This is a genomic window from Nocardioides pinisoli (genome assembly GCF_024199985.1).
Classification (GTDB): Bacteria; Actinomycetota; Actinomycetes; order Propionibacteriales; family Nocardioidaceae; genus Nocardioides; species Nocardioides pinisoli.
The window spans coordinates 62,945-82,960 of the sequence record NZ_JANARS010000004.1 but is presented as its reverse complement, the minus strand read 5'-3'; the positions used below and the strand labels follow the sequence as shown (position 1 = coordinate 82,960).

Below are 20,016 nucleotides of genomic sequence, written 5' to 3'. Positions count from 1 at the left end.
ACGGCCGGGTCGGTCAGCGCGTGAGCCCGAGCGCCCACAGGAGGGCGGCCAGAGCGGCCATGGCGAGCAGCGCCAGCCCCATGCGCAGGGCCATCCCCTTCACCCACACCGACATGAGCGTCTCGGGCCGCCCGCGCCGGTCGAGCGGCGTCACGTCGACCACGGCCCCGCGGTCGATCGGTCCGTAGACGTGGGGATAGGTGTCGTCGCCGACGGGCTCGACCCGCACCTCGGCGGCGGTGAGCCGCGCCGGGTCGATGGTGAGCAGCACGAGGTGCTCGCCGGCGCCGCGGTAGTAGCGGTCGAAGACGCCCTGCACCTGCTCACGCCGGCTGGCGTGGATGAAGCCCTCCTCCTCGAGGCTGCGCCCGATCGTCGACGTGGTGTAGGACCCGGTGTCCAGGGCCCGCCGCCAGTCCGCGGCCGTCGCGATGTGGAAGATGCGCTCGGGCACGATCAGAACAGCCGGTGCTCGGCGTCGTCCATCCCGCGGAGCGCGTCGTAGTCGACGAGGGCGCAGGCGATGCCGCGGTCGGTGGCGAGGACGCGCGCCTGGGGCTTGATCTCCTGGGCGGCGTAGATGCCGCGGACCGGTCCCTTGCTGGTCAGCATCGGGTCGCGGTTGAGCAGCTCGAGGTAGCGCGTGAGCTGCTCGACGCCGTCGATCTCGCCGCGCCGCTTGATCTCCACGGCGACCGACAGCCCGTCGGCGTCACGGCACATGAGGTCGACGGGGCCGATCGCCGTCATGAACTCCCGGCGCACGAGCGTGAGGCCGTCGGCGAGGGTCGCGGGGTGCTCGGCGAGCAGCTCCTGGAGGTGCTTCTCCACGCCGTCCTTCTGCAGGCCCGGGTCGACGCCGAGGTCGTGCGAGCTGTCGTGCAGCACCTCGTCGATGAGGATGCGCAGGGTGTCGTCGGACTTCGTCGCGGTCACCAGCCACTCGGCCTGCCCGTCCTCGGAGACCCCCTCGCGCACGGTGCACGGCGGCGACATCCAGTTGAGCGGCTTGTAGGAGCCGCCGTCGGAGTGGATCAGCACCGAGCCGTCCGACTTCAGCATCAGGACGCGGGTGGCGAGCGGCAGGTGGGCCGAGAGCCGTCCGGCGTAGTCCACCTGGCAGCGTGCGACGACGATCCTCACGACGGGCGAATCTACAGTGACCTCGTGACCGACCACGCAGTACGCCCCGCGCGGGCGCGTGACCTCCCGCTGCTCGCCGCGATCGAGGACGCCGGCCTCCCGATGTTCGAGGCGGTGCTGGGCGACCTCACCGGCGACGCCCTGGCCTCCCCGGCCCCCAGCGGGCACGAGCGGGCGTCCGAGCCGGGCTTCATCCTGGTCGCGGGCGACCCCGCGGTCGGCTTCGCGCACGTGGTGGACCTGGAGTCGCACGCCCACCTGGCGCAGATCTCGGTGCACCCCGACCACGCCCGGCGCGGGATCGGGGCGGCGCTCCTCGAGGCCGCGGCCGAGCGGGCGACGCTCAAGGGCCACGGCTCGCTCACCCTCACCACCTATGCCGACATCGCCTGGAACGGACCCTTCTACGCCCGCCACGGCTTCACCGAGCTCGCCGACGACGAGCCCCGCACGGCGTCCCAGCTCGCGATCTCCGAGGACGAGGAGCGGCTCGGGCTGTCGCGGCACGGTCGCCGGATCTGGATGCGACGCGTGCTGCGTGCCCATCGCACCCGCGACGAGATCGCCGACTTCCTCCCGGCGATCGACGCGAGCCCGCGCGACGTCGGCACGCTGCGCGCCGTCGTACGCCGACCGGCGGCGGGTGCGCGCGAGGTGCTCGACGTCGGCCACCTCGACGTCACCGAGGGCCTGGTGGGTGACACGTGGGCCGAGCGGGGGAGCCGTCGCACGCCGGACGGCTCACCGCACCCCGACATGCAGCTCAACCTGATGAACCACCGCGTCGTCGAGTTCCTCGCCCAGGGCCCCTCCCGCGAGCGGCTGGCCGGCGACCAGATGTTCGTCGACCTCGACCTGTCCCACGACAACCTGCCCGCCTGGAGCGAGCTGCACATCGGCGGTCCCGAGGGCGCGGTGATCGTGGTGACCGACCAGCCCCACCACGGCTGCGGCAAGTTCATCGCCCGGTTCGGCAAGGACGCGCTGGCGTTCGTCAACGGACCTGAGGGCAAGCCCCGGCGCCTGCGCGGCCTGTGCGCCCGGGTGGTGCGTCCGGGACAGGTCCGGGCAGGCGACGAGGTCCGCGTCGTACGCCCTGCCGACCCCGTGGGGGAGTGACGCTTCCCACATCCGCGGGGCGCGGGCGGCATGGGAGCATGCGTCCATGACTGACACGGCTACCCGCGAGTTCTCCACCGTCGGCGTCATCGGCCTCGGCACCATGGGGGCCGGCATCGCCGAGGTCTTCGCCCGCAACGGCTACGCGGTCATCGGTGTCGAGGTCAACGACGCCGCCGTCCAGCGCGGCCGCGAGCACCTCGAGCACTCCACCGGGCGGGCGGTCAAGCGCGAGAAGATGACGCAGGAGCAGGCCGACGAGCTGCTCGGCCGGATCACGCTGACCACCGAGATGCAGGACCTCGCCGACGCCGACCTGGTGGTCGAGGCCGTCATCGAGTCGCTTGAGGTCAAGAAGTCGATCTTCCGGGCGCTCGACGACATCGTCCGCCCCGACGCCGTCCTCGCGACGAACACGTCCTCGCTCAGCGTCACCGAGATCTCGACCGCCAACTCCCGCCCCGGCCGTGTCGTGGGCGTCCACTTCTTCAACCCGGCGCCGGTGCAGAACCTCGTCGAGATCATCCGCACCGTCGTCACCGAGCCCGACGTCCTGGCCGCGGTCCAGTCGCTGCTGGTCGACCTCGGCAAGAACCCCGTCGTCTGCGGCGACAAGGCCGGCTTCATCGCCAACACCCTCCTCTTCGGCTACCTCAACCACGCCGTCGCGATGTACGAGGGCAAGTACGCCTCGCGCGAGGACATCGACGCCGCCATGCGCTTCGGCTGCGGCTACCCGATGGGCCCGCTCGCGCTGCTCGACCTCATCGGCCTCGACACGGCCTACGAGATCCTCGACACGATGTACAAGCAGGGCCGGGACCGGCTGCACGCGCCGGCCCCGATCCTCAAGCAGTACGTCACCGCGGGCCTGCTCGGTCGCAAGTCGGGCCGCGGCTTCTACACCTACGAGGCGCCCGACAGCCCGGTGGTCGTCGCCGACGCCCAGACCCCGAGCGTCGAGGACAAGCCGCAGCTGCGCCACGACATCGGGCTGGTGGGCGTCGTCGGCACCGGGACGATGGCCTCGGGGATCGTCGAGGTGTTCGCCAAGGCGGGCTACGACGTGCTCTTCACCGGCCGCGGCCAGGACAAGGTGGACGGCGTCGTCGCCACCATCACGAAGAACTTCGACAAGCAGATCCAGCGGGGCCGGGCGACCGAGGAGCAGAAGGCCGAGGTGCTCGGCCGGGTGCGCGGCACCACCTCGCTCGACGACCTCCGCGACGTCGACCTCGTGGTCGAGGCGATCGCCGAGGACCTCGCGATCAAGACCACGCTCTTCGAGAACCTCGACGAGATCTGCACGGGTGGTCGTGGCGGGGCGGGCGCCATCCTGGCGACCACCACCTCGTCGCTGCCGATCATCTCGATGGCGCGGGTGACGAAGCGTCCGCAGGACGTGATCGGCATGCACTTCTTCAACCCGGCCGCGATCATGAAGCTCGTCGAGGTGGTCTCCACCGTCGCCACCGACGAGGCGGTCACCGAGACCGTGCTGGCGCTGTGCGAGAAGGTCGGCAAGGTCGCGGTGCGCTGCGGCGACCGCTCGGGCTTCATCGTCAACGCGCTGCTCTTCCCCTACCTCAACGACGCGGTGAAGATGCTCGAGGCCCACTACGCCACCGCGGACGACATCGACACGGCCATGAAGCAGGGCTGCGCGCTGCCGATGGGGCCGTTCGAGCTGCTCGACGTGGTCGGCAACGACGTGTCGCTGGCGATCCAGCGCGAGCTCTACCTCGAGTTCCGTGAGCCGGGGTTCGCCCCGGCGCCGCTGCTGGAGCACCTGGTGACGGCCGGCTACCTCGGGCGCAAGGCCGGTCGCGGCTTCCGCGACTACAGCGCGCGGTAGCCGGTCTCGACGCTGGTCAGTCGAGGCAGAACTCGTTGCCCTCGGGGTCGGTCATCACGATGTGGCCCGCGCTCATGGGCGGGGCGGGCTCGTGTCGCTCCACCCGTGACGCACCGAGGGCGACGAGGCGCTCGCACTCCGCCTCCAGCGCGGCCATCCGCTCCTCGCCCTCGAGCCCCGGCGCCGCCCGCAGGTCGAGGTGGACCCGGTTCTTCGCCGACTTGCCCTCGGGGACGCGCTGGAAGAACAGCCGCGGTCCGTCCCCGTCCGGGTCCTGCGCGGCGGACGCGGAGTTCCACTCCGACTCCGGCACGCCCACCTCGCGGAGGAAGTCGTGCCACGCGTCGAAGGGATCCTGTCCCGGCTCGAGCGCACGTCCGGGAGGCGGCGGGTTGACGTAGCCCATCGCGTCGGCCCAGAAGCGCGACAGCGCCTCGGGGTCGTGGGCGTCGAAGGTCACCTGGATGGTCCGGCTCATGGCGCTCATCCTGCACCGGCCCACCGACACCGGGCCACCGACAGCGAGCCACCGGCAGCGGCACCTCACACGGTCAGCGGTTGTCCACGACGAGTGCGGCGAGCCGGGCGCGGGTGTTGATGTCGAGCTTGCGGTAGATGTGGGTGAGGTGCGCGTCGACCGTGCGCGGCGAGACGTAGAGCTCCTCGGCGATCTGCCGGCTCGTCAGTCCGTGCGCGACGCGTTCGGCGACCTGCCGCTCGGCGGCGGTGAGGGAGTCGAGCACCGACGGTCGCGTCGAGGCGGTCCGGGTGAAGGCGGCCGTCACCAGCGCGACGGAGTCGGCCGAGAGGTCGTCGCCGTCGAGCCACTCCTCGGGTGCCCGGCTGGCCGGCACCACGTCGAAGTCGGCGGAGTAGCCCCAGCGCACCGCCTTGCGCGGCGTGCGCAGGGCGAAGGCCGCCGCGGCGAGGGACCGCGCCTCGGGCATGTCGCGCATCCGGGCGACCGCGGCCAGGCCGTCGAGCACGTCGGCGGCGCGCAGCGGCAGTCGCATGGTGCGGCAGTGGTCGAGGGCGGTGAGGTAGGTCGTGGTGGCCTGGTCGAGGTCGCCGAGGTCGACGAGCGCGCGCCCGAGGAGGAGGCGGGCGTCGACACCGTCGCGCCCCAGCCGGGCGGAGTCCGCCAGCGCGACGACGTCGGCGGCCAGGCCGGCCGCGCGCCGGGCGTCGCCCCTGACCAGCAGGTCGCGCCCGTCCTGGGCGAGCACGGGCAGGCGGACGGCCCAGGGCAGCGTCTCGCGCACGACGTCGGTGGGCACCCAGGTCGGGTCGAGGTCGCGCAGCAGGGTCTCGGCGAGCAGGCCGACGCGGTCCTCGGCCAGCTCGCGTGCCTCGACGACCACGGCGCGGGTGCCGGCGACCGCCTCGGCGATGCGGCCCTGCTCCAGGGCGATCCGGGCCAGGAGCGTGCGCGCGGACAGGCCGATCCAGCGCTCGTCGCGGGTGGTCCGCGCCGGCATGGCGTCGGTCGCGGCCCGGGTGGCCTCGTCGAAGCGGCCCTGCGAGGTGTAGACGTCGGCCAGCGTGCGGGTGGCCTGCCGGCTGATCGATCCGTCGGGGTCGAGGCTGAGCGCGCGCTTGGCCTCGGCCTCGGCCTTGGCCAGGTCCCCGGCGTCGAGGTGCATCTCCGCGCGGATCGACGCGGTCTTGGCCAGCTGCTCCTCCGGGCGCGGCGCCGACGACGCGTGCTGGTCGGAGCGGTCGAGGAGCCACAGGCCCTCGTAGGTGCCGCGCATCTCCGAGGCCGCGATCCCGGCCCGGCGGGCGACCTGGGCGCCGATCGACGGGGGACCGTCGCCGCTGGCGAGGGCCCCTTCGAGGATCTCGACGGCCTCCCGCGCCCGCATCGAGGTGTAGAGCGAGGAGAAGATGCGGTTGGCCACGGAGTAGCCCTGGGCGCGCGTCGCGGGCTCGGCACAGGCCATCAGCACCGCGTGCCGCATGGCCGGGAGGTCACCGAGCCACTCGGCGTCGGCCGCACCGAAGTTGTCGTGCGCCGGCGCGTGCGCCTCCGCCCAGGCGAGCAGTCCCGTGCGGACCGCGGCGACGTCGTCGGGCCGGGCGAGGTCGCGGGCCCGCCCGCGGATGGGCGAGAGCATGTCGAAGTGGCCCTGGCCGGCGACCTCGAGCAGGCTGCGGCGCACGAGGTTGCCCGCGATCTCGGCGGCCTCGGGCACGGGAACGTCGAGCACGTGCGCCAGCACGCCGAGCCCGACCTTGAAGTCGAGGAGACCGATGCGGCGCAGGGCGGCCGCGCTGGCCTCGTCGAGGAGGTCGTGGGCGGAGTCGACGGCCTGGTCGAGGCTGACCGCCGACATCGCGTTGCTGAGCCCGACGAGCGCGGACTGCACCGCGACCTGCTCGATGAGCAGCGGCAGCCCGCCGGTGGCGCGGAGCAGGCGGCGTACCTCGTGCGCCTGGTCCGTCAGGTCGACCTGCTGCCCGCCGGCGGCGCGGATGCGGCGCAGGAACAGCTCGACCGCGGGCCCCTCCAGCGGAGCGAGCCGGGCCGGCACCGGCAGCGGTCCGACGCGTACGACGGACTCCGCGGGCTGGCCGGCCGTGGTCAGCGCCGTCACCACCACGCGGGCGTCGTTGGTGGCCTCGAGCACCGCCTGGAGGACCGGACCGGCGTCGGTCGTGTCGAGGTCGAGCCCGTCGAGCACGAGCAGGCACGCGCGGCCGTCGACCGCCCGGCCGAGGGCGCCCGTCAGCGAGTCGCCGGGAGCGGTCTCCGAGTCGAGGCTCTCGAGGGCCGCGACCAGCACGTCGTCGATCGTGTGCAGGTTGCGGGCGTCGACCCACGCGGAGGTGGACGCGGGCGACGCCGCGACGACGTGGCGCACGAGCAGCGTCTTGCCGCTGCCGGGCGGGCCCACCACGGTGACCCACCGCGACTCCTCCAGCGCCTCGTCGAGCGCGCGCCGATCGTCGTCGCGGCCGAGACAGGGGGACAGCACGAACTGAATCTATCGCTCCTGCGCGCAGGAGTTACGTAGGACTACGGATGCCGGGACCGGGCGCCTCGCGGGAGTCTTCTCGTACGCCGAGGGCATCGAGGTCGCACGAGGGGATGACCCCGCCGCCCACCGGCCGCTTGTCGGAGCAGGTCGCACATCGTCGGGGGTCGATGGGCGGCCTGCTCTCGCAGGTCCGGGCCGTGCCGGAGCACCGTCCGAACCTTGCCGCCGCTGCGTACTCTGGGGGCATGGAACTCGTGCTCGTGCTGGTCGTCCTCGGCGGGCTGACCGCGGTCGCCGTCGCCGCGGGCAAGACGGGCAAGAAGCGTGAGCTGGCGCGGGTCGAGGCCGAGGTCGCGCCGGTGAAGAAGCTCGCCGAGGAGGACGTCACGGCCCTCGGCGTGGAGCTGCAGGACCTCGACATCGAGATGGCCGGCCAGCCCCTCGACGCCGGCGCCAACGCCGACTACCAGCGCGCCCTCGACGCCTACGAGTCGGCCAAGACGGCCGCGGCGGCGCTCACCAGGCCCGAGGACGTCAAGCACGTCACCGAGATCCTCGAGGACGGCCGCTACGCGATGGCCTGCGTGCGCGCCCGGGTGGCGGGGGAGCCGCTGCCGCAGCGCCGCCCGCCGTGCTTCTTCGACCCCCGTCACGGGATGTCGGTCGCCGACGTGCCGTGGACCCCGCCGGGCGGTGCCCAGCGCGACGTGCCGGCGTGCGCCCTCGACGTCGAGCGGGTGCGCGCGGGTGCTGAGCCCGACATCCGCAAGGTGATGGTCGGCTCGCGCCGCGTCCCCTACTGGCAGGGCGGACGGGCCTACCAGCCCTATGCGCAGGGCTACTTCGGTGCCTTCTCGCCGATGGACTGGATGTTCATGGGGATGCTCTTCGGTGGGGGCTTCGACGGCCTCGGTGAGGGCATCGGGGCGATCGGCGAGGGCATCGGCGACATGTTCGGCGGCATCGGCGACGGCATCGGCGGCATGTTCGACGGGTTCGACGGCTTCGACTTCTGACGGCCTCGTCCACCTCACCGACGACGGGTCGGTGGCTGCCACCTGACCCGGCTGCGCGAGGATGGTGCGGTGAGCCTGCACCGCACCGAGCTCGGCGAGTCCGGGCCCCGCGTCGTCTTCTGCCACGGACTCTTCGGCCAGGGCAGGAACTGGACGCAGGCGGCGAAGGCCCTCAGCGCCGACCACCGGGTGCTGCTGCTCGACATGCCCAACCACGGGCGGTCGCCGTGGACCGAGACGTTCGACTTCATCGAGCTGGCCGACCTGGTCGCGGGCGAGCTGGGCGACGAGCCGGTCGCCCTGGTCGGGCACTCGATGGGCGGCAAGATCGCGATGTGCCTCGCCCTGCGGCACCCCGAGCTGGTCGAGCGGCTGGTCGTGGTCGACATCGCGCCGGCGGCGTACGACAGCGGGCGGGAGTTCGTCGGCTACATCGAGACCATGCGGGCCCTCGACCTCGGCTCCCTCGAGAACCGCGGCCAGGCGGAGGCCGCCCTCGAGGAGGCGGTGCCCAACCGCGTCGTGCGCGGCTTCCTGCTCCAGAACCTCCGGCGCACCGACGACGGCTGGCACTGGCAGGTCAACCTCGACCTGCTCGGCGACCACATGGCCGAGCTGGTGGGCTGGCCGGGCGACCGGCTCGGCGACGCGACGTACGACGGCCCGGTGCTGTGGGTCGGCGGGGCCCGCTCGGACTACATCTCCGACGACTACGCGGCCGAGATGGACCGCCGGTTCCCGCGCAACCGGCGGGTGCTCGTGAAGGAGGCTGGCCACTGGGTGCACTCCGAGCAACCCGAGGTCTTCCTCGAGGTGCTGCGGCGCTTCCTGCCCTGAGGCAGGTCGGCCGGCCCTCAGCCCCGCTGGCGCGCGCGGTAGGCCGCGACGGCCTCGCGGTTGCCGCACGTGGTCGAGCAGAAGCGCCGCGACCGGTTGCGCGACAGGTCGAGCACGACGTCGTCGCAGTCGTCAGCCGCACAGGTGTCGAGGCGCGACATCTCGTCGGCACGGATGACGTCGACCATCGCCATCGCGGTCTCCACCACCACGCGCTCGTCGAGCGGCCGGTCGGGGTCGACAGCGTGGAGGTGCCAGTCCCAGTGGTGGTGGCGCCGGAGCTGGGGGAGCGCCTTGGCGCGCGCGAGCATGTCGTTGACGATGGCCGCCGCCTCGTCGCGGTCGGCGAGCAGGAGCGAGCGCAGCGCGGGGCGGAGCCGGCGTACGGACTCGAGCTCCTCGGCGGTCGCGTCGTGCCGGCCGGTGTAGGTCCACGAGGCGAGGAACGCCGAGAGGTCGTCGACCGATCCCAGCGGGTCACCCGGCTCGTCGGTGGAGTTGACCAGGGCGACGGCCGCCCGGAGGGCCGCGTCCGTGTCATCTGTGAAAAGCATGTTGACACATTACAGGGGCCGCCCCTACGGTCATGACCGTGACGGCTTTGACCCATGACACCCGATCGTCCCGGACCGCGGCCGGGCTGCTCCTCGCCGTGGCCTCGGCCGTGACGTTCGGCCTGTCCGGGGCGCTCGCCCGCGGGCTGCTCGACACCGGCTGGAGCGCCGGCGCAGCGGTGACCCTGCGCACGGTGATCGCGGCCGTCGTCCTGCTCGTGCCGGGCCTGCTCGCGCTGCGGGGTCGGATGCACCTGCTCCGCGACAACGCGGGTCTCGTCACCGTCTACGGCATCACGGCGGTCGCCGGGGCGCAGCTCTGCTACTTCTACGCGGTGACCTACATGCAGGTCAGCGTGGCGCTGCTGCTGGAGTACACCGCGCCGGTGGCGGTGGTCGTCTGGCTCTGGGTGCGGCACGGCCACCGTCCCTCCGGGCTGACCATCCTCGGGGCGGCGCTGGCGGCTGCGGGGCTGGCGCTCGTGCTCGACGTCGTCTCCGGGGCCGAGCTGAGCACCGTCGGCGTGCTGTGGGCGCTGGGCGCCATGATCGGTGCGGCGAGCTACTTCATCATCTCCGCCGACGAGCGCAACGGCCTGCCGGGCATCAGCCTGGCGGCCGGCGGCCTCTTCGTGGCCAGCGTCGTGCTCGGGACGGCCGGGGCGATCGGCGTGCTGCCGTTCGACACCTCGTCCGCCGACGCGGCCTACGACGGCTTCACGCTGCCGTGGTGGGTGAGCGTCGTGCTCCTCGGGCTCGTCACCGCGGCCTTCGCCTACGTCACCGGCATCGAGGCCGGACGCCGTCTCGGAAGCCGCCTGGCGTCCTTCGTCGCCCTGGGTGAGGTGCTCGCGGCGGTCATCTGGGCGTGGCTGCTGCTCGGCGAGCTGCCCCGTCCGGTCCAGCTGGCCGGGGGCCTGCTCGTGCTCGCCGGGGTGGTCGTGGTCAAGCTCGGCGAGGGACGTACGCCGCTCGCGGTCGATCCCCTGCCGGAGCCCGAGCCGGAGCGTGACCTCAGCGGGCGTCCTGCCGCCTGAGGAACACCTCGCGGTGCAGCAGCAGGAGCGCCGCGGCGACCGGCACGGCCAGCAGGGCCCCGACGATGCCCATCAGCGACCCGCCCACGAGCGCGGCCACCACGGTCACCGACCCCGGGATGTCGACCGACTTCTTCATGATCCGCGGGTAGATGAGGTAGGACTCCACCTGCTGGTAGGCGATGTAGTAGACCAGCGCCACCAGCGCGACGGTGGGGGAGACCGTCAGGGCCAGCAGCGTCATGAGCGCTCCTGACACGAACGCGCCGACGACCGGGATCAGGGAGAACAGCCCGACGACGAAGGCGAGCGCGAAGGCGTAGTCGCCCAGACCCACCACGAACGAGAAGATCAGCGTGCTCAGGCCCGCGCACACAGCGACGAGGAACGCCCCGGCGACGTAGGCGCCGGTGGAGCGGATGATCTTGTCGCCCAGCTCGCTGACCCGGGGCCGCTTCGAGGCGGGCGCGAGGGAGTAGGCGGCGTGTTTGATGCTCGGCAGCGAGGCGAGGAAGTAGATCATCAGCACGATCACGATCAGGCTGTTGGCCACGGCGGAGAGCACCCTCAGGCCCACGCCGAGCGCGCCGCCGAAGACCCGCTCGCCGAAGTCGCCGTTCTGGATGTAGTCGCGTGCCTTGGCGATGACGTCGTACTTGTCGTCGAGCCGCTGCACCTGCGCGTTGGACTGCAGGTCGTCGAGCCAGCCGGGTGCGTTGCGCGTGATGGCGGCGATCTGCTCGCTGATGACCGGGGCGATCGCCACGACGAAGAGGGAGAGCACGCTGATCACCACGACCAGCACGAGCAGCACCGAAAGGCCCCGCCGCACGCCGCGGCGCATGAAGAACTCCACGGTCGGGTTGAGGCCGATCGCGAGGAACATCGACATCACCAGCAGCACCAGGATCGACGAGATGCTGAGCAGCTGCTGGCTCAGGAAGACCGCGATCAGGGCTCCGAGGGCGCCGAAGAAGCCGATGTTGAACGGCGAGTGCCGCAGCAGCAGCGGAGCCGGTGCGGGCGCGGCCGGGACGTAGGGCGCCGGCGTCTCCTCGTCGACGACCAGGTCGGTCGCGTCGTCGATCTTCTTCGCGATCACCGACGCGGAGCGCGCCGACTCCTCGGCGGCGTCCGCCGCGGCCTCGGCGCGGTCGGCGTCGTCGTTGACCTGCTCGACGACCTCCTCCAGCGCCTGCGGCAGCTCCTCGGGGTCGTCAACGGCCCTGCGGAGGGCGACGCTCGCGTGCGAGTCCGCGTCCCCGTCGAGGTCGGTCGAGCTGCCGGAGCCGGAGGTGACGCGCTCCCGGAGCCGGTCGCGCCAGCTCAGGACTCGTCCTCGCCGAAGCCCGCGACCACGTCGCGCAGGGCACCGAGCTGGGCGGTGATGGCGTCGCGGCGCTTGGCGGCGCGGTCGACCTCGGCCTGGATGTTGGCCAGCTCGCGCTCGGCCTCGGCCACCCGGGTCGCGCCGATCGAGTCGGCCTGGGTGCGGGCCGAGGCGACGATCTGCTCCGCCTCGCGCCGGGCCCGGGTGAGCAGGCCCTCGGACTCGGACTGGGCCTGCTGGCGGTGGGCGTTGGCCTGGGCCGTGGCCTCGCGTGCCCGCTGCTCAGCGGCGTCGGCACGGGCCTCGGCCTCGGCGACGAGCCGCTGGGTCTCCGCGGTGGCGTTGCTGTGGTGCTCGGCGGCCTCGCGGGTGAGCCGCTCCTTCTCGACGGCGAGGGTGCGCCGGGCCTCCTGGACCTCGCGGTCGGCAGCGGCGCGCGCCTGCTCGGCCTCGCGGGTCGCGGTCACGCGCATCTCGTTGGTCTCCTGCTGCGCGGCGAGGCGGATCTGGTCGGACTCGCGGCGGGCGGAGGCGAGCAGGTCCTCGGCCTCGGCCTTGGCGAGACCGCGCTCGGTCTCGGCGTCGGCGGTCAGCCGCGCGCGCATCTCGTCGAGCTCCTTGAGCTGCACCATGCGCATGTCGTCGGCCTCGCGCGCGGCGTCGGCACGGATGCTGTGGGCGTCGCGCTCGGCCTGCGTGCGGATCTCGTCGGCCTCGCGACGCGCGGCGGTGCGCACGTCGGCCGCCTCGTCCTCGGCCATCTTGAGCATGGACGTGGCGCGACCGCCGAGCCCGGCGTAGGTCGGGTTGGTGTTCTCCGCGACCTCCTTGCGCAGCTGCTCGAGCTCGGCCTCGAGCTCGATGACCCGCTCCTCGCTGCTGGCGAGGCTCGTCGCCAGGCCGGTCTTCTCCGTCAGCAGCTGGCCGACGCGCTGGTCGACGGCTGACTTGTCGTAGCCGCCGCGGCGCACCACGGGCAGCGGGGCGACGGCCGCGGCGGGCACCGCGGGGTGCGGGGCGACCGGGGGGATCACCGGCGAGCGCCGGGTCGTCTCGAGGTCGGGGGTGGTCGACTGGCCAGGGGCCGTCGACGGCGCCGGCCGGGACGTCGGCTGGGTGGTCGGCCGGGACGCCGGAGCGGGACGAGCCGCGGCCGGCTGGGGAGCAGCCTTCGCGGGAGCGGCCTCGGGCCGGGGTTCGTCCTTGGGCGTCACGGGCAGCACCTGGGTCTCCTCGCCTGCGGTCGCGCGCGCGTCCGCACCGGCGGAGGTGGCCTTGTCGTCGGCGGACTCCGGCTCGTCGAAGATGGACAGGCCCTGGTCGGAAGCCATGGTGAGGCACCCTCTCTCACGTCGTTCGGTTGCGTCGGAGCCAGTCTCTCCGATGCCCTCCCAAGAACACACCCCGGCTCGCGGGGCGACTTCCGAGGAGTCGCGCGAACCGGGGTGTGAAAGGTCTCAGGTCCGAGACCGCAGGCGGGGATCAGACCCCGCGGAACCTGTTGATGGCGCTCTCGTGGCGGGCGCGCATCTCCTCGTCCAGGACGCCCAGACCCTCCTCAGGGGCGAGGCACAGGACGCCGACCTTGCCCTGGTGGGCGTTCTGGTGGACGTCGAGCGAGGCCTGGCCGACCTCGTCGAGCGAGTAGGTCTTCGACAGCGTGGGGTGGATCTTGCCCTTGGCGATGAGGCGGTTGGCCTCCCACGACTCGCGGTAGTTGGCGAAGTGGCTGGAGATGATGCGCTTGAGGTTCATCCACAGGTAGCGGTTGTCGTACTCGTGCATGAAGCCCGTGGTCGACGCGCAGGTGGTGATGGTGCCGCCCTTGCGGGTGACGAACACCGAGGCGCCGAAGGTCTCGCGGCCCGGGTGCTCGAAGACGATGTCGATGTCCTCGCCGCCGGTGAGCTCGCGGATGCGGGCGCCGAAGCGCTTCCACTCGCGCGGGTCCTGCTCGGTGCCCTCGTCGTTCCAGAACTTGTAGCCCTCCTCGGAGCGGTTGATGATCAGCTCCGCTCCCATGCTGCGGGCGATCTGGGCCTTCTCCTCGTTGGAGACCACGCACACGGGCGTCGCACCGCCGTTGAGGGCGTACTGCGTCGCGAACCCGCCGAGGCCACCCGAGGCGCCCCAGATGAGGACGTTGTCGCCCTGCTTCATGTCGCCGCCGTTCTTGCTGACGAGCTGGCGGTAGGCGGTGCAGTTGACGAGGCCGGGGGAGGCGGCCTCCTCCCAGGTGAGGTGCTCGGGCTTGGGCATCAGCTGGTTGGCCTTGACCATCGCGACGTCGGCCAGCCCGCCGAAGTTGGTCTCGAAGCCCCAGATGCGCTGCTCGGTGTCGAGCATCGTGTCGTTGTGGCCGTCGGGGCCCTCGAGCTCGACCGAGAGGCAGTGGGCGACGACGCGGTCGCCGGGCTTCCACTTGGTCACGCCCGCGCCGACGGCCAGCACGACGCCGCTGAGGTCGGACCCGACCACGTGGTAGGGCAGGTCGTGGCGCTTGGTCAGCTCGGAGTTGCGGCCGTAGCGCTCGAGAAAGCCGAAGGTGGAGACCGGCTCGAAGATCGACGTCCACACGGTGTTGTAGTTGATGGCGCTGGCCATCACGGCCACGAAGGCCTCGCCGGGACCGAGCTCGGGCAGCGGCACCTCGTCGACGTGGATCGACTTGCGGGGGTCCTTGTCCTTCGACGGCACCCCCTCGAACATGTCGACCTCGTCCTTCTTCACGAAGGCGGCGCGGTAGGACTCCGGGAGCTCCAGGGAGGCGAAGTCCTCCGAGGTGGCGTTGCCGGACTGGATGGCGTCGAGGATGTTCTGCACGGGTGTCTCCTGGTGAGGCATCGGGTGAGGCATCGGTGGCACGGGTGGCGGTCAAGATACCGGCGAGTAACCTCGAGCGGTCGGAGGTGTGACGTACGTCGCTACAACCCCGTGGGCGCCTTAGTGGGCGTGCGCGGCCGGCTCGACGAGCTCGACCAGCACGCCGCCGGCATCCTTGGGGTGGATGAAGTTGACGCGGCTGTCGGAGGTGCCGCGCCTGGGGGCGTCGTAGAGCAGGCGCAGGCGCCGCTCGCGCAGCACGGCCGCGACGTGCTCGACGTCCTCGACGCGGAAGGCGAGCTGCTGGATGCCGGGGCCGTTGCGGTCGAGGAACTTCGCGATCGTCGACTCGGGCGTCAGCGGCGCGAGCAGCTGGATGCACGAGCCGGAGTCGCCGACCCCCACCATCGCCTCGCGGACGCCCTGCTCCTCGTTGACCTCCTCGTGGAGGACCTCCATGCCGTAGGCATCGCGGTAGAAGGCCGTCGCCGCGTCGAGGTCGGGGACGGCGATGCCCACGTGGTCGATGGCGGTGAACAGGTGCCGGACGTCGCTCAGCTCGGGGCTCATGGGCACATGCTGTACGACGCCGGGCGCCGGGGCGAGGGTGTGTGACGGTCGCCACTCCCGCGCGCCGGAGCCGCGGCGTCGTGCGGACCTACTGGGCCAGGCTCGCGTCGTCGTCGTAGTGGCCGATGACGGCCGCGGCGTCGATGTCGCCGACGAAGCCGAGCGGGCTGGCGCACGGGCCGGAGTAGTCGCCGAGGTAGAAGTCGTCGCCGGTCGGCATGCCGTAGTAGACGCTCACCGGGGCGGGCACGGGCGCGCCCACCTGGGCCCCGTCGACGTACAGCCGCAGCTCCTGGCCGTCGAACGCTCCCCGCACGGTGTGCCACGCGCCGTCCCAGAGCCCGGGGCCCGCGTCGGCCGACAGGTGGACCTGCGTCCCGTCGGAGACGTAGAACCGGAGGCCCCCGTCGCCGCCGGTGTAGAGGCCGTAGGAGGCGTTCTCGCACTGGAAGGCGCCCTTGGACAGCACGTAGCGGAAGGCGCCGGGCCCGGTGCTGCGCACCCGCGCCAGCACCGTGACGCCGTCCGGCTCGAGCGACGGCGCGTCGGGCATCCGGACGCTCTGCGACCCCGAGAAGCGCAACGCGGCGCGCTTGAGGAGGAACAGGCGGGGCAGGGTGATCCACTCCGGGTCGTGCGCGTCGGCACTCGAGGTCGACCCGAGCCGGCCGCTGTTGCCGCTGAACGAGAGGTCGTTGGCCACCTGGCCGGCGCCCTCGTTGAGCAGCCACAGGCCGGCCAGGTCGTCGGTGCGGGCGCTGGCCGGCGGGCCCGTCAGTGCGACGGCGAGCGCGGCGGCCGTGGTCGTGGCAGCGACGGAGGTGGAGAGGCGACGGAACCGGTTCATCGGGGCACTCCTCGGAGGTGGGGGTGAGGGACGAGTCCCCGAGGAGCTCGATGTCGTACAGCGCATCACGACGCACACCCGGAGGGGTGGGCGGAGAGTGCGGGCTCCCACATTTTGGTGACTGCCCGGCTCGGCCGCGCCGGTGTGACGAGCGCCTCACCGAGGCGACGAGGCGCACCCCTCCCGGCGCACGTGCCACGGTGGGTAGTGTCCGAAGCAGCACCGACACCGAACTTCGTTCCCACCGCTGGAGGCACCCGCCATGTCCGGATCCGCACACTCACCTTCGGTCATCGTCGCCGGGGCTCGCACCCCCATCGGCCGCCTCCTCGGCGGGCTCAAGGACCAGTCGGCCGCCGACCTGGGCGGCGTCGCCATCAAGGGCGCCCTCGACAAGGCGGGCGTCGCCGGCGACCAGGTCGACTACGTGATCATGGGCCAGGTCATCCAGGCGGGCGCCGGCCAGAACCCGGCGCGCGTCGCCGCGGTGAAGGGTGGCATCCCGATGTCGGTGCCCTCCATCACCATCAACAAGGTGTGCCTGTCCGGCCTCAACGCGATCGCGCTGGCCGACCAGCTCGTGCGGTCGGGCGAGTGCGAGATCGTCGTCGCCGGTGGCATGGAGTCCATGACGCAGGCCCCGCACTTCCTGCCCAAGTCGCGGGAGGGCGTGAAGTTCGGCGACGTGAAGCTGGTCGACTCGATGGCCTACGACGCCCTCTTCGACCAGTTCACCTCGCAGGCCATGGGCCTGCTCACCGAGGAGTGCAACGCCGCCGGCGCCAACCTCACCCGTGAGGAGCAGGACACCTTCGCGGCCCACTCGCACCAGAAGGCCGCGGTCGCCTGGAAGAACGGCGTCTTCGCCGACGAGGTGGTCCCCGTGGAGATCCCGCAGCGCAAGGGCGACCCGGTCGTGGTGAGCGAGGACGAGGGCGTCCGGGGCGACACCACCGTGGAGTCCCTGGGCAAGCTCCGCCCCGCCTTCAGCAAGGAGGGCACCGTCACCGCGGGCTCGGCCTCGCAGATCTCCGACGGCGCGGCCGCGGTGGTCGTGATGAGCCGGGCGAAGGCCGAGGAGCTCGGACTGACGTGGCTCGCGGAGATCGGTGCGCACGGCCAGGTGGCCGGGCCCGACTCGACCCTCCAGCTCCAGCCGGCCGCCGCGACGGCGAAGGCGTGCGAGAAGGAGGGGATCTCGCCCTCCGACCTCGACCTGGTCGAGTTCAACGAGGCGTTCGCCGCCGTCGGCATCGCGTCGGCGCGCGAGCTCGGCATCCCGGACGCCAAGGTCAACGTCAACGGTGGCGCCATCGCGCTGGGCCACCCGGTCGGCATGTCCGGCACCCGGGTCGTGCTCACCCTCGCCCTCGAGCTGCAGCGGCGCGGCGGCGGGGTGGGCGCGGCCGCGCTCTGCGGTGGTGGCGGCCAGGGCGACGCCCTGATCGTCCGCGTCCCCTCTGCGTGAGGAGGCGGTGGCCTCCGGCGTGGCGAGGCGGGGGGCCCACGCGGTCCCCGACCTCGTCGCACGGGCACGTGCGGGTGACCCGGCCGCCGTCGCCCGTCTGATCACCCTCGTGGAGGACGCGTCGCCGCTCCTGCGCGAGGTGATGGCCGCGATCGGTCCCGACGCCGGCCGCGCCCACGTGCTGGGCATCACGGGCGCGCCCGGGGTGGGCAAGTCCACCACCACCAACGCGCTCGTCGCCGGGATGAGGCGCGCGGGCAGGCGGGTCGGTGTCCTGGCCATCGACCCCTCCTCGCCCTTCTCGGGCGGGGCGCTGCTCGGTGACCGGGTGCGCATGGGCGACCACGCGCTCGACCGGGACGTCTACATCCGCTCGATGGGTGCGCGCGGGCACCTCGGCGGACTGGCCTGGTCGACGCCCCAGGCGGTGCGGGTCCTCGACGCGGCCGGTTGCGACGTCGTCGTCGTGGAGACCGTCGGCGTCGGGCAGAGCGAGGTCGAGGTCGCCGGGCTCGCCGACACCACGCTGGTGCTGCTCGCCCCGGGGATGGGCGACGGCATCCAGGCCGCCAAGGCGGGGATCCTCGAGATCGGCGACGTCTACGCCGTCAACAAGGCCGACCGCGAGGGGGCCGACCGCACCCGACGCGAGCTCCGGACGATGCTCGCGATGGCCGAGCGTCGCGACGGTGCGTGGCGTCCCCCCGTGGTCCAGACGGTCGCCAGCACCGGCGCGGGGATCGACGACCTGCTGGCGGAGGTCGACCGGCACGCTGCCTGGCTGCGCGAGTCGGGCGAGCTCGCGCGACGTCGTACGCTCCGGGCCCGCCGGGAGGTGGAGGCGATCGCCCTTGCGGCGCTGCGCGAGCGCTGGGCCCGCGCCGACTCCGGCGCCGACCTCGACGCGCTCGCCGAGCGCGTGGCCGCCGGCGAGGTGGACCCCTACGCGGCCGCGGACGACCTGATCGCGGACGGTGTGGAGCCGGGACGGACGACGGGACGGGCAGCCGACTAGGCCGAAGTCCTCAGGGCCAGGTGGATGTCGTCGGCGAGCCGGCGGGTCCAGGCCTCGAGCACCTGCACGCTCACGCCCTGCGCCGTCACGGTGAGCAGGTGGCGCTCCTGCGGCGTCGGCACCGACGCGACCACGGTGTGGCACAGGCCCATCGTGAGCTCGACCGTGTCGACGGCCTGCTCCGGGTCCGGTCCACCGTCCGCGCGCGCCGCGAACGCCGCCCTGCTCTGGCGCGCGACCCGGGCGACGTCGTCCCGGGCGAGGCCGTGGACGGCCACCGCCTCGCCGTCCGCCGTCGCGAGCAGGGCCGAGGTGGGGCCGTCGATGGCGTCGAGCACGTCGACGAGCGATGCCCACAGGTGGCAAACCGGCGAACCGGCCCCCGGCGACTGCTCCAGGAGCTTCTCGCGTCCCCGGCGGGAGCCGGGCCGGCCCCTGGAGACGCCCCGGGCGAGCGGGTGGGAGGAGACCAGGTCTGCGGTCAAGGGAGCACGTCCTTCCGAGCGACGAGGGAGCGCCGGCCCGAGACGGCGAGGGACGCTGTGGATCCCGTGTTGCTTCCGTGTGGGTGAAATGTAACCTCGTCCGCTCGCCGATCGGGGCGATTCGGCGATGTTGCCCGAGATGGGGCGCGCGCTGGACGCGACGGTCAGCTGATCCGCAGGGTCTGCCCGGTGATCCGGGCTGCCGCGCTGCTCGCGAGGAAGAGCGCGGCGTCGGTGACGGCGTCGCCCACCCGGGGCTGGGAGCGGACCATGGTCCCGCCGGCGACCCGGCTGCCGCCCACGGGGGCGCTCGGGGCGTACTGACGGGGCAGCACGGAGCGGCCCTCCTGCAGGACGGAGTTGACGCGCACGCCCAGGCCGGCCCAGTTGCGGCCGGCACGCGCCGTCGACTCGACGAGCTCGCGCTGGGCGGCCTCCGGCGTGGTGGACAGCTGGAGCCAGCTGGTCACGGCGCCGGTGTTGACGACGCACCCACCGCCCAGGGCGGGGCTCTGCCCGAGCTTGAGCCGGAGCCGGGTGGTCAGGAACGTCGGACCGAGGAGCCCGGACCGGGCGGCCCCGGCGATGAACGCCTGCTCGCCGGGCGGGAGGCCGTGGGGGAGGTGGCAGGACGCCGCCAGCACGAGGACGTCGAGGTGGCCGACGGTGCCGACGAGGTGGTCGATCGAGTCCTGGCGGGCCAGGTTGACCGACTCGTAGTCGAAGGCCGACAGGTCGCTGTCGTAGAGGGAGCGCAGCATCATCGTGCCCGTGACGGTGACCGACGCCCCGGAGGCGGCGAAGGCCGACGCGATGCGGTGCCCCGCGCCGCGCGTGCCGCCGACGACGAGCACCTGGTAGCCGTTGAAGTCGTACGACCCCGCAGTCGTCATGGCGTGGTCCTCCCCTCGAAACCCCGGCATGTTCTACCACGCA

At 72.7% G+C, this 20,016-nt stretch carries 19 protein-coding genes; 7 read left to right on the top strand and 12 right to left on the bottom strand.

Features of this window, described 5'->3' with window-relative positions; genetic code table 11:
* Positions 1–13 precede the first annotated feature (13 nt).
* Positions 14–454 (bottom strand): DUF952 domain-containing protein, encoded by a 441-nt coding sequence (locus tag NCI01_RS09845; protein WP_254181311.1) that lies wholly within the window; start codon positions 452–454, stop codon positions 14–16.
* Positions 455–456: 2 nt separating this feature from the next.
* Positions 457–1,143, bottom strand: coding sequence for an endonuclease NucS (nucS, locus tag NCI01_RS09840; RefSeq protein ID WP_254181310.1), 687 nt, complete (start codon positions 1,141–1,143; stop codon positions 457–459).
* Between the two features lie 24 nt (positions 1,144–1,167).
* On the opposite strand from nucS, the gene NCI01_RS09835 reads away from it, so the two are divergent.
* Entirely contained in the window at positions 1,168–2,262 is a 1,095-nt protein-coding gene (locus NCI01_RS09835; RefSeq protein WP_254181309.1) for a GNAT family N-acetyltransferase, read from the top strand.
* Positions 2,263–2,308: 46 nt separating this feature from the next.
* The gene (locus tag NCI01_RS09830) at positions 2,309–4,117 is read left to right on the top strand and encodes a 3-hydroxyacyl-CoA dehydrogenase family protein (protein WP_254181308.1); all 1,809 of its coding nucleotides are present in this window, start codon (positions 2,309–2,311) and stop codon (positions 4,115–4,117) included.
* A 16-nt stretch (positions 4,118–4,133) separates the two neighbouring features.
* Here the strand turns inward: NCI01_RS09830 and NCI01_RS09825 are convergent, their stop codons facing one another.
* Together NCI01_RS09825 and NCI01_RS09820 are read right to left on the bottom strand one after the other, a co-directional pair.
* On the bottom strand, positions 4,134–4,595 hold the full coding sequence (locus NCI01_RS09825) for a VOC family protein (RefSeq protein ID WP_254181307.1): 462 nt from the start codon (positions 4,593–4,595) through the stop codon (positions 4,134–4,136).
* 73 nt (positions 4,596–4,668) lie between these two features.
* Positions 4,669–7,095 carry a LuxR C-terminal-related transcriptional regulator gene (locus NCI01_RS09820; protein ID WP_254181306.1) on the bottom strand — a complete coding sequence of 809 codons (2,427 nt, stop codon included), beginning with the start codon at positions 7,093–7,095 and terminating at the stop codon, positions 4,669–4,671.
* A 248-nt stretch (positions 7,096–7,343) separates the two neighbouring features.
* On the opposite strand from NCI01_RS09820, the gene NCI01_RS09815 reads away from it, so the two are divergent.
* Both NCI01_RS09815 and NCI01_RS09810 read left to right on the top strand, forming a co-directional pair.
* Positions 7,344–8,114 carry a hypothetical protein gene (locus NCI01_RS09815; RefSeq protein ID WP_254181305.1) on the top strand — a complete coding sequence of 257 codons (771 nt, stop codon included), beginning with the start codon at positions 7,344–7,346 and terminating at the stop codon, positions 8,112–8,114.
* A 69-nt stretch (positions 8,115–8,183) separates the two neighbouring features.
* On the top strand, positions 8,184–8,951 hold the full coding sequence (locus NCI01_RS09810) for an alpha/beta fold hydrolase (protein WP_254181304.1): 768 nt from the start codon (positions 8,184–8,186) through the stop codon (positions 8,949–8,951).
* Between the two features lie 17 nt (positions 8,952–8,968).
* On the opposite strand, the gene NCI01_RS09805 is transcribed toward NCI01_RS09810, so the two are convergent.
* Positions 8,969–9,505: a CGNR zinc finger domain-containing protein gene (locus NCI01_RS09805; protein WP_254181303.1), complete on the bottom strand. Its 537-nt coding sequence runs from the start codon at positions 9,503–9,505 to the stop codon at positions 8,969–8,971.
* A gap of 38 nt (positions 9,506–9,543) precedes the next feature.
* On the opposite strand from NCI01_RS09805, the gene NCI01_RS09800 reads away from it, so the two are divergent.
* Entirely contained in the window at positions 9,544–10,542 is a 999-nt protein-coding gene (locus tag NCI01_RS09800) for an EamA family transporter (protein WP_254181302.1), read from the top strand.
* Here NCI01_RS09800 and NCI01_RS09795 read toward each other — a convergent pair.
* The 5 genes from NCI01_RS09795 to NCI01_RS09775 all read right to left on the bottom strand — a co-directional run bounded on the left by NCI01_RS09795 (position 10,520) and on the right by NCI01_RS09775 (position 16,112).
* The gene (locus NCI01_RS09795) at positions 10,520–11,644 is read right to left on the bottom strand and encodes an AI-2E family transporter (RefSeq protein WP_254181301.1); all 1,125 of its coding nucleotides are present in this window, start codon (positions 11,642–11,644) and stop codon (positions 10,520–10,522) included. The genes NCI01_RS09800 and NCI01_RS09795 overlap by 23 nt on opposite strands.
* A 224-nt stretch (positions 11,645–11,868) precedes the next feature.
* The gene (locus NCI01_RS09790; protein WP_254181300.1) at positions 11,869–13,203 is read right to left on the bottom strand and encodes a coiled-coil domain-containing protein; all 1,335 of its coding nucleotides are present in this window, start codon (positions 13,201–13,203) and stop codon (positions 11,869–11,871) included.
* A gap of 151 nt (positions 13,204–13,354) precedes the next feature.
* Entirely contained in the window at positions 13,355–14,695 is a 1,341-nt protein-coding gene (ccrA, locus tag NCI01_RS09785; RefSeq protein WP_254181299.1) for a crotonyl-CoA carboxylase/reductase, read from the bottom strand.
* A gap of 120 nt (positions 14,696–14,815) precedes the next feature.
* Positions 14,816–15,265 (bottom strand): methylmalonyl-CoA epimerase, encoded by a 450-nt coding sequence (gene mce / locus NCI01_RS09780; protein WP_254181298.1) that lies wholly within the window; start codon positions 15,263–15,265, stop codon positions 14,816–14,818.
* An 88-nt stretch (positions 15,266–15,353) separates the two neighbouring features.
* Entirely contained in the window at positions 15,354–16,112 is a 759-nt protein-coding gene (locus NCI01_RS09775; protein ID WP_254181297.1) for a LamG domain-containing protein, read from the bottom strand.
* A 262-nt stretch (positions 16,113–16,374) separates the two neighbouring features.
* On the opposite strand from NCI01_RS09775, the gene NCI01_RS09770 reads away from it, so the two are divergent.
* Positions 16,375–17,580 carry an acetyl-CoA C-acetyltransferase gene (locus NCI01_RS09770; RefSeq protein ID WP_254181296.1) on the top strand — a complete coding sequence of 402 codons (1,206 nt, stop codon included), beginning with the start codon at positions 16,375–16,377 and terminating at the stop codon, positions 17,578–17,580.
* A gap of 19 nt (positions 17,581–17,599) precedes the next feature.
* Complete coding sequence (gene meaB / locus NCI01_RS09765) at positions 17,600–18,595, top strand: methylmalonyl Co-A mutase-associated GTPase MeaB (protein WP_254181295.1); 996 nt, start codon at positions 17,600–17,602, stop codon at positions 18,593–18,595.
* Here the strand turns inward: meaB and NCI01_RS09760 are convergent.
* Together NCI01_RS09760 and NCI01_RS09755 are read right to left on the bottom strand one after the other, a co-directional pair.
* Positions 18,592–19,080, bottom strand: coding sequence for a hypothetical protein (locus tag NCI01_RS09760; RefSeq protein WP_254181294.1), 489 nt, complete (start codon positions 19,078–19,080; stop codon positions 18,592–18,594). The genes meaB and NCI01_RS09760 overlap by 4 nt on opposite strands.
* 164 nt (positions 19,081–19,244) lie before the next feature.
* On the bottom strand, positions 19,245–19,973 hold the full coding sequence (locus NCI01_RS09755; RefSeq protein WP_254181293.1) for an SDR family oxidoreductase: 729 nt from the start codon (positions 19,971–19,973) through the stop codon (positions 19,245–19,247).
* Positions 19,974–20,016 lie beyond the last annotated feature (43 nt).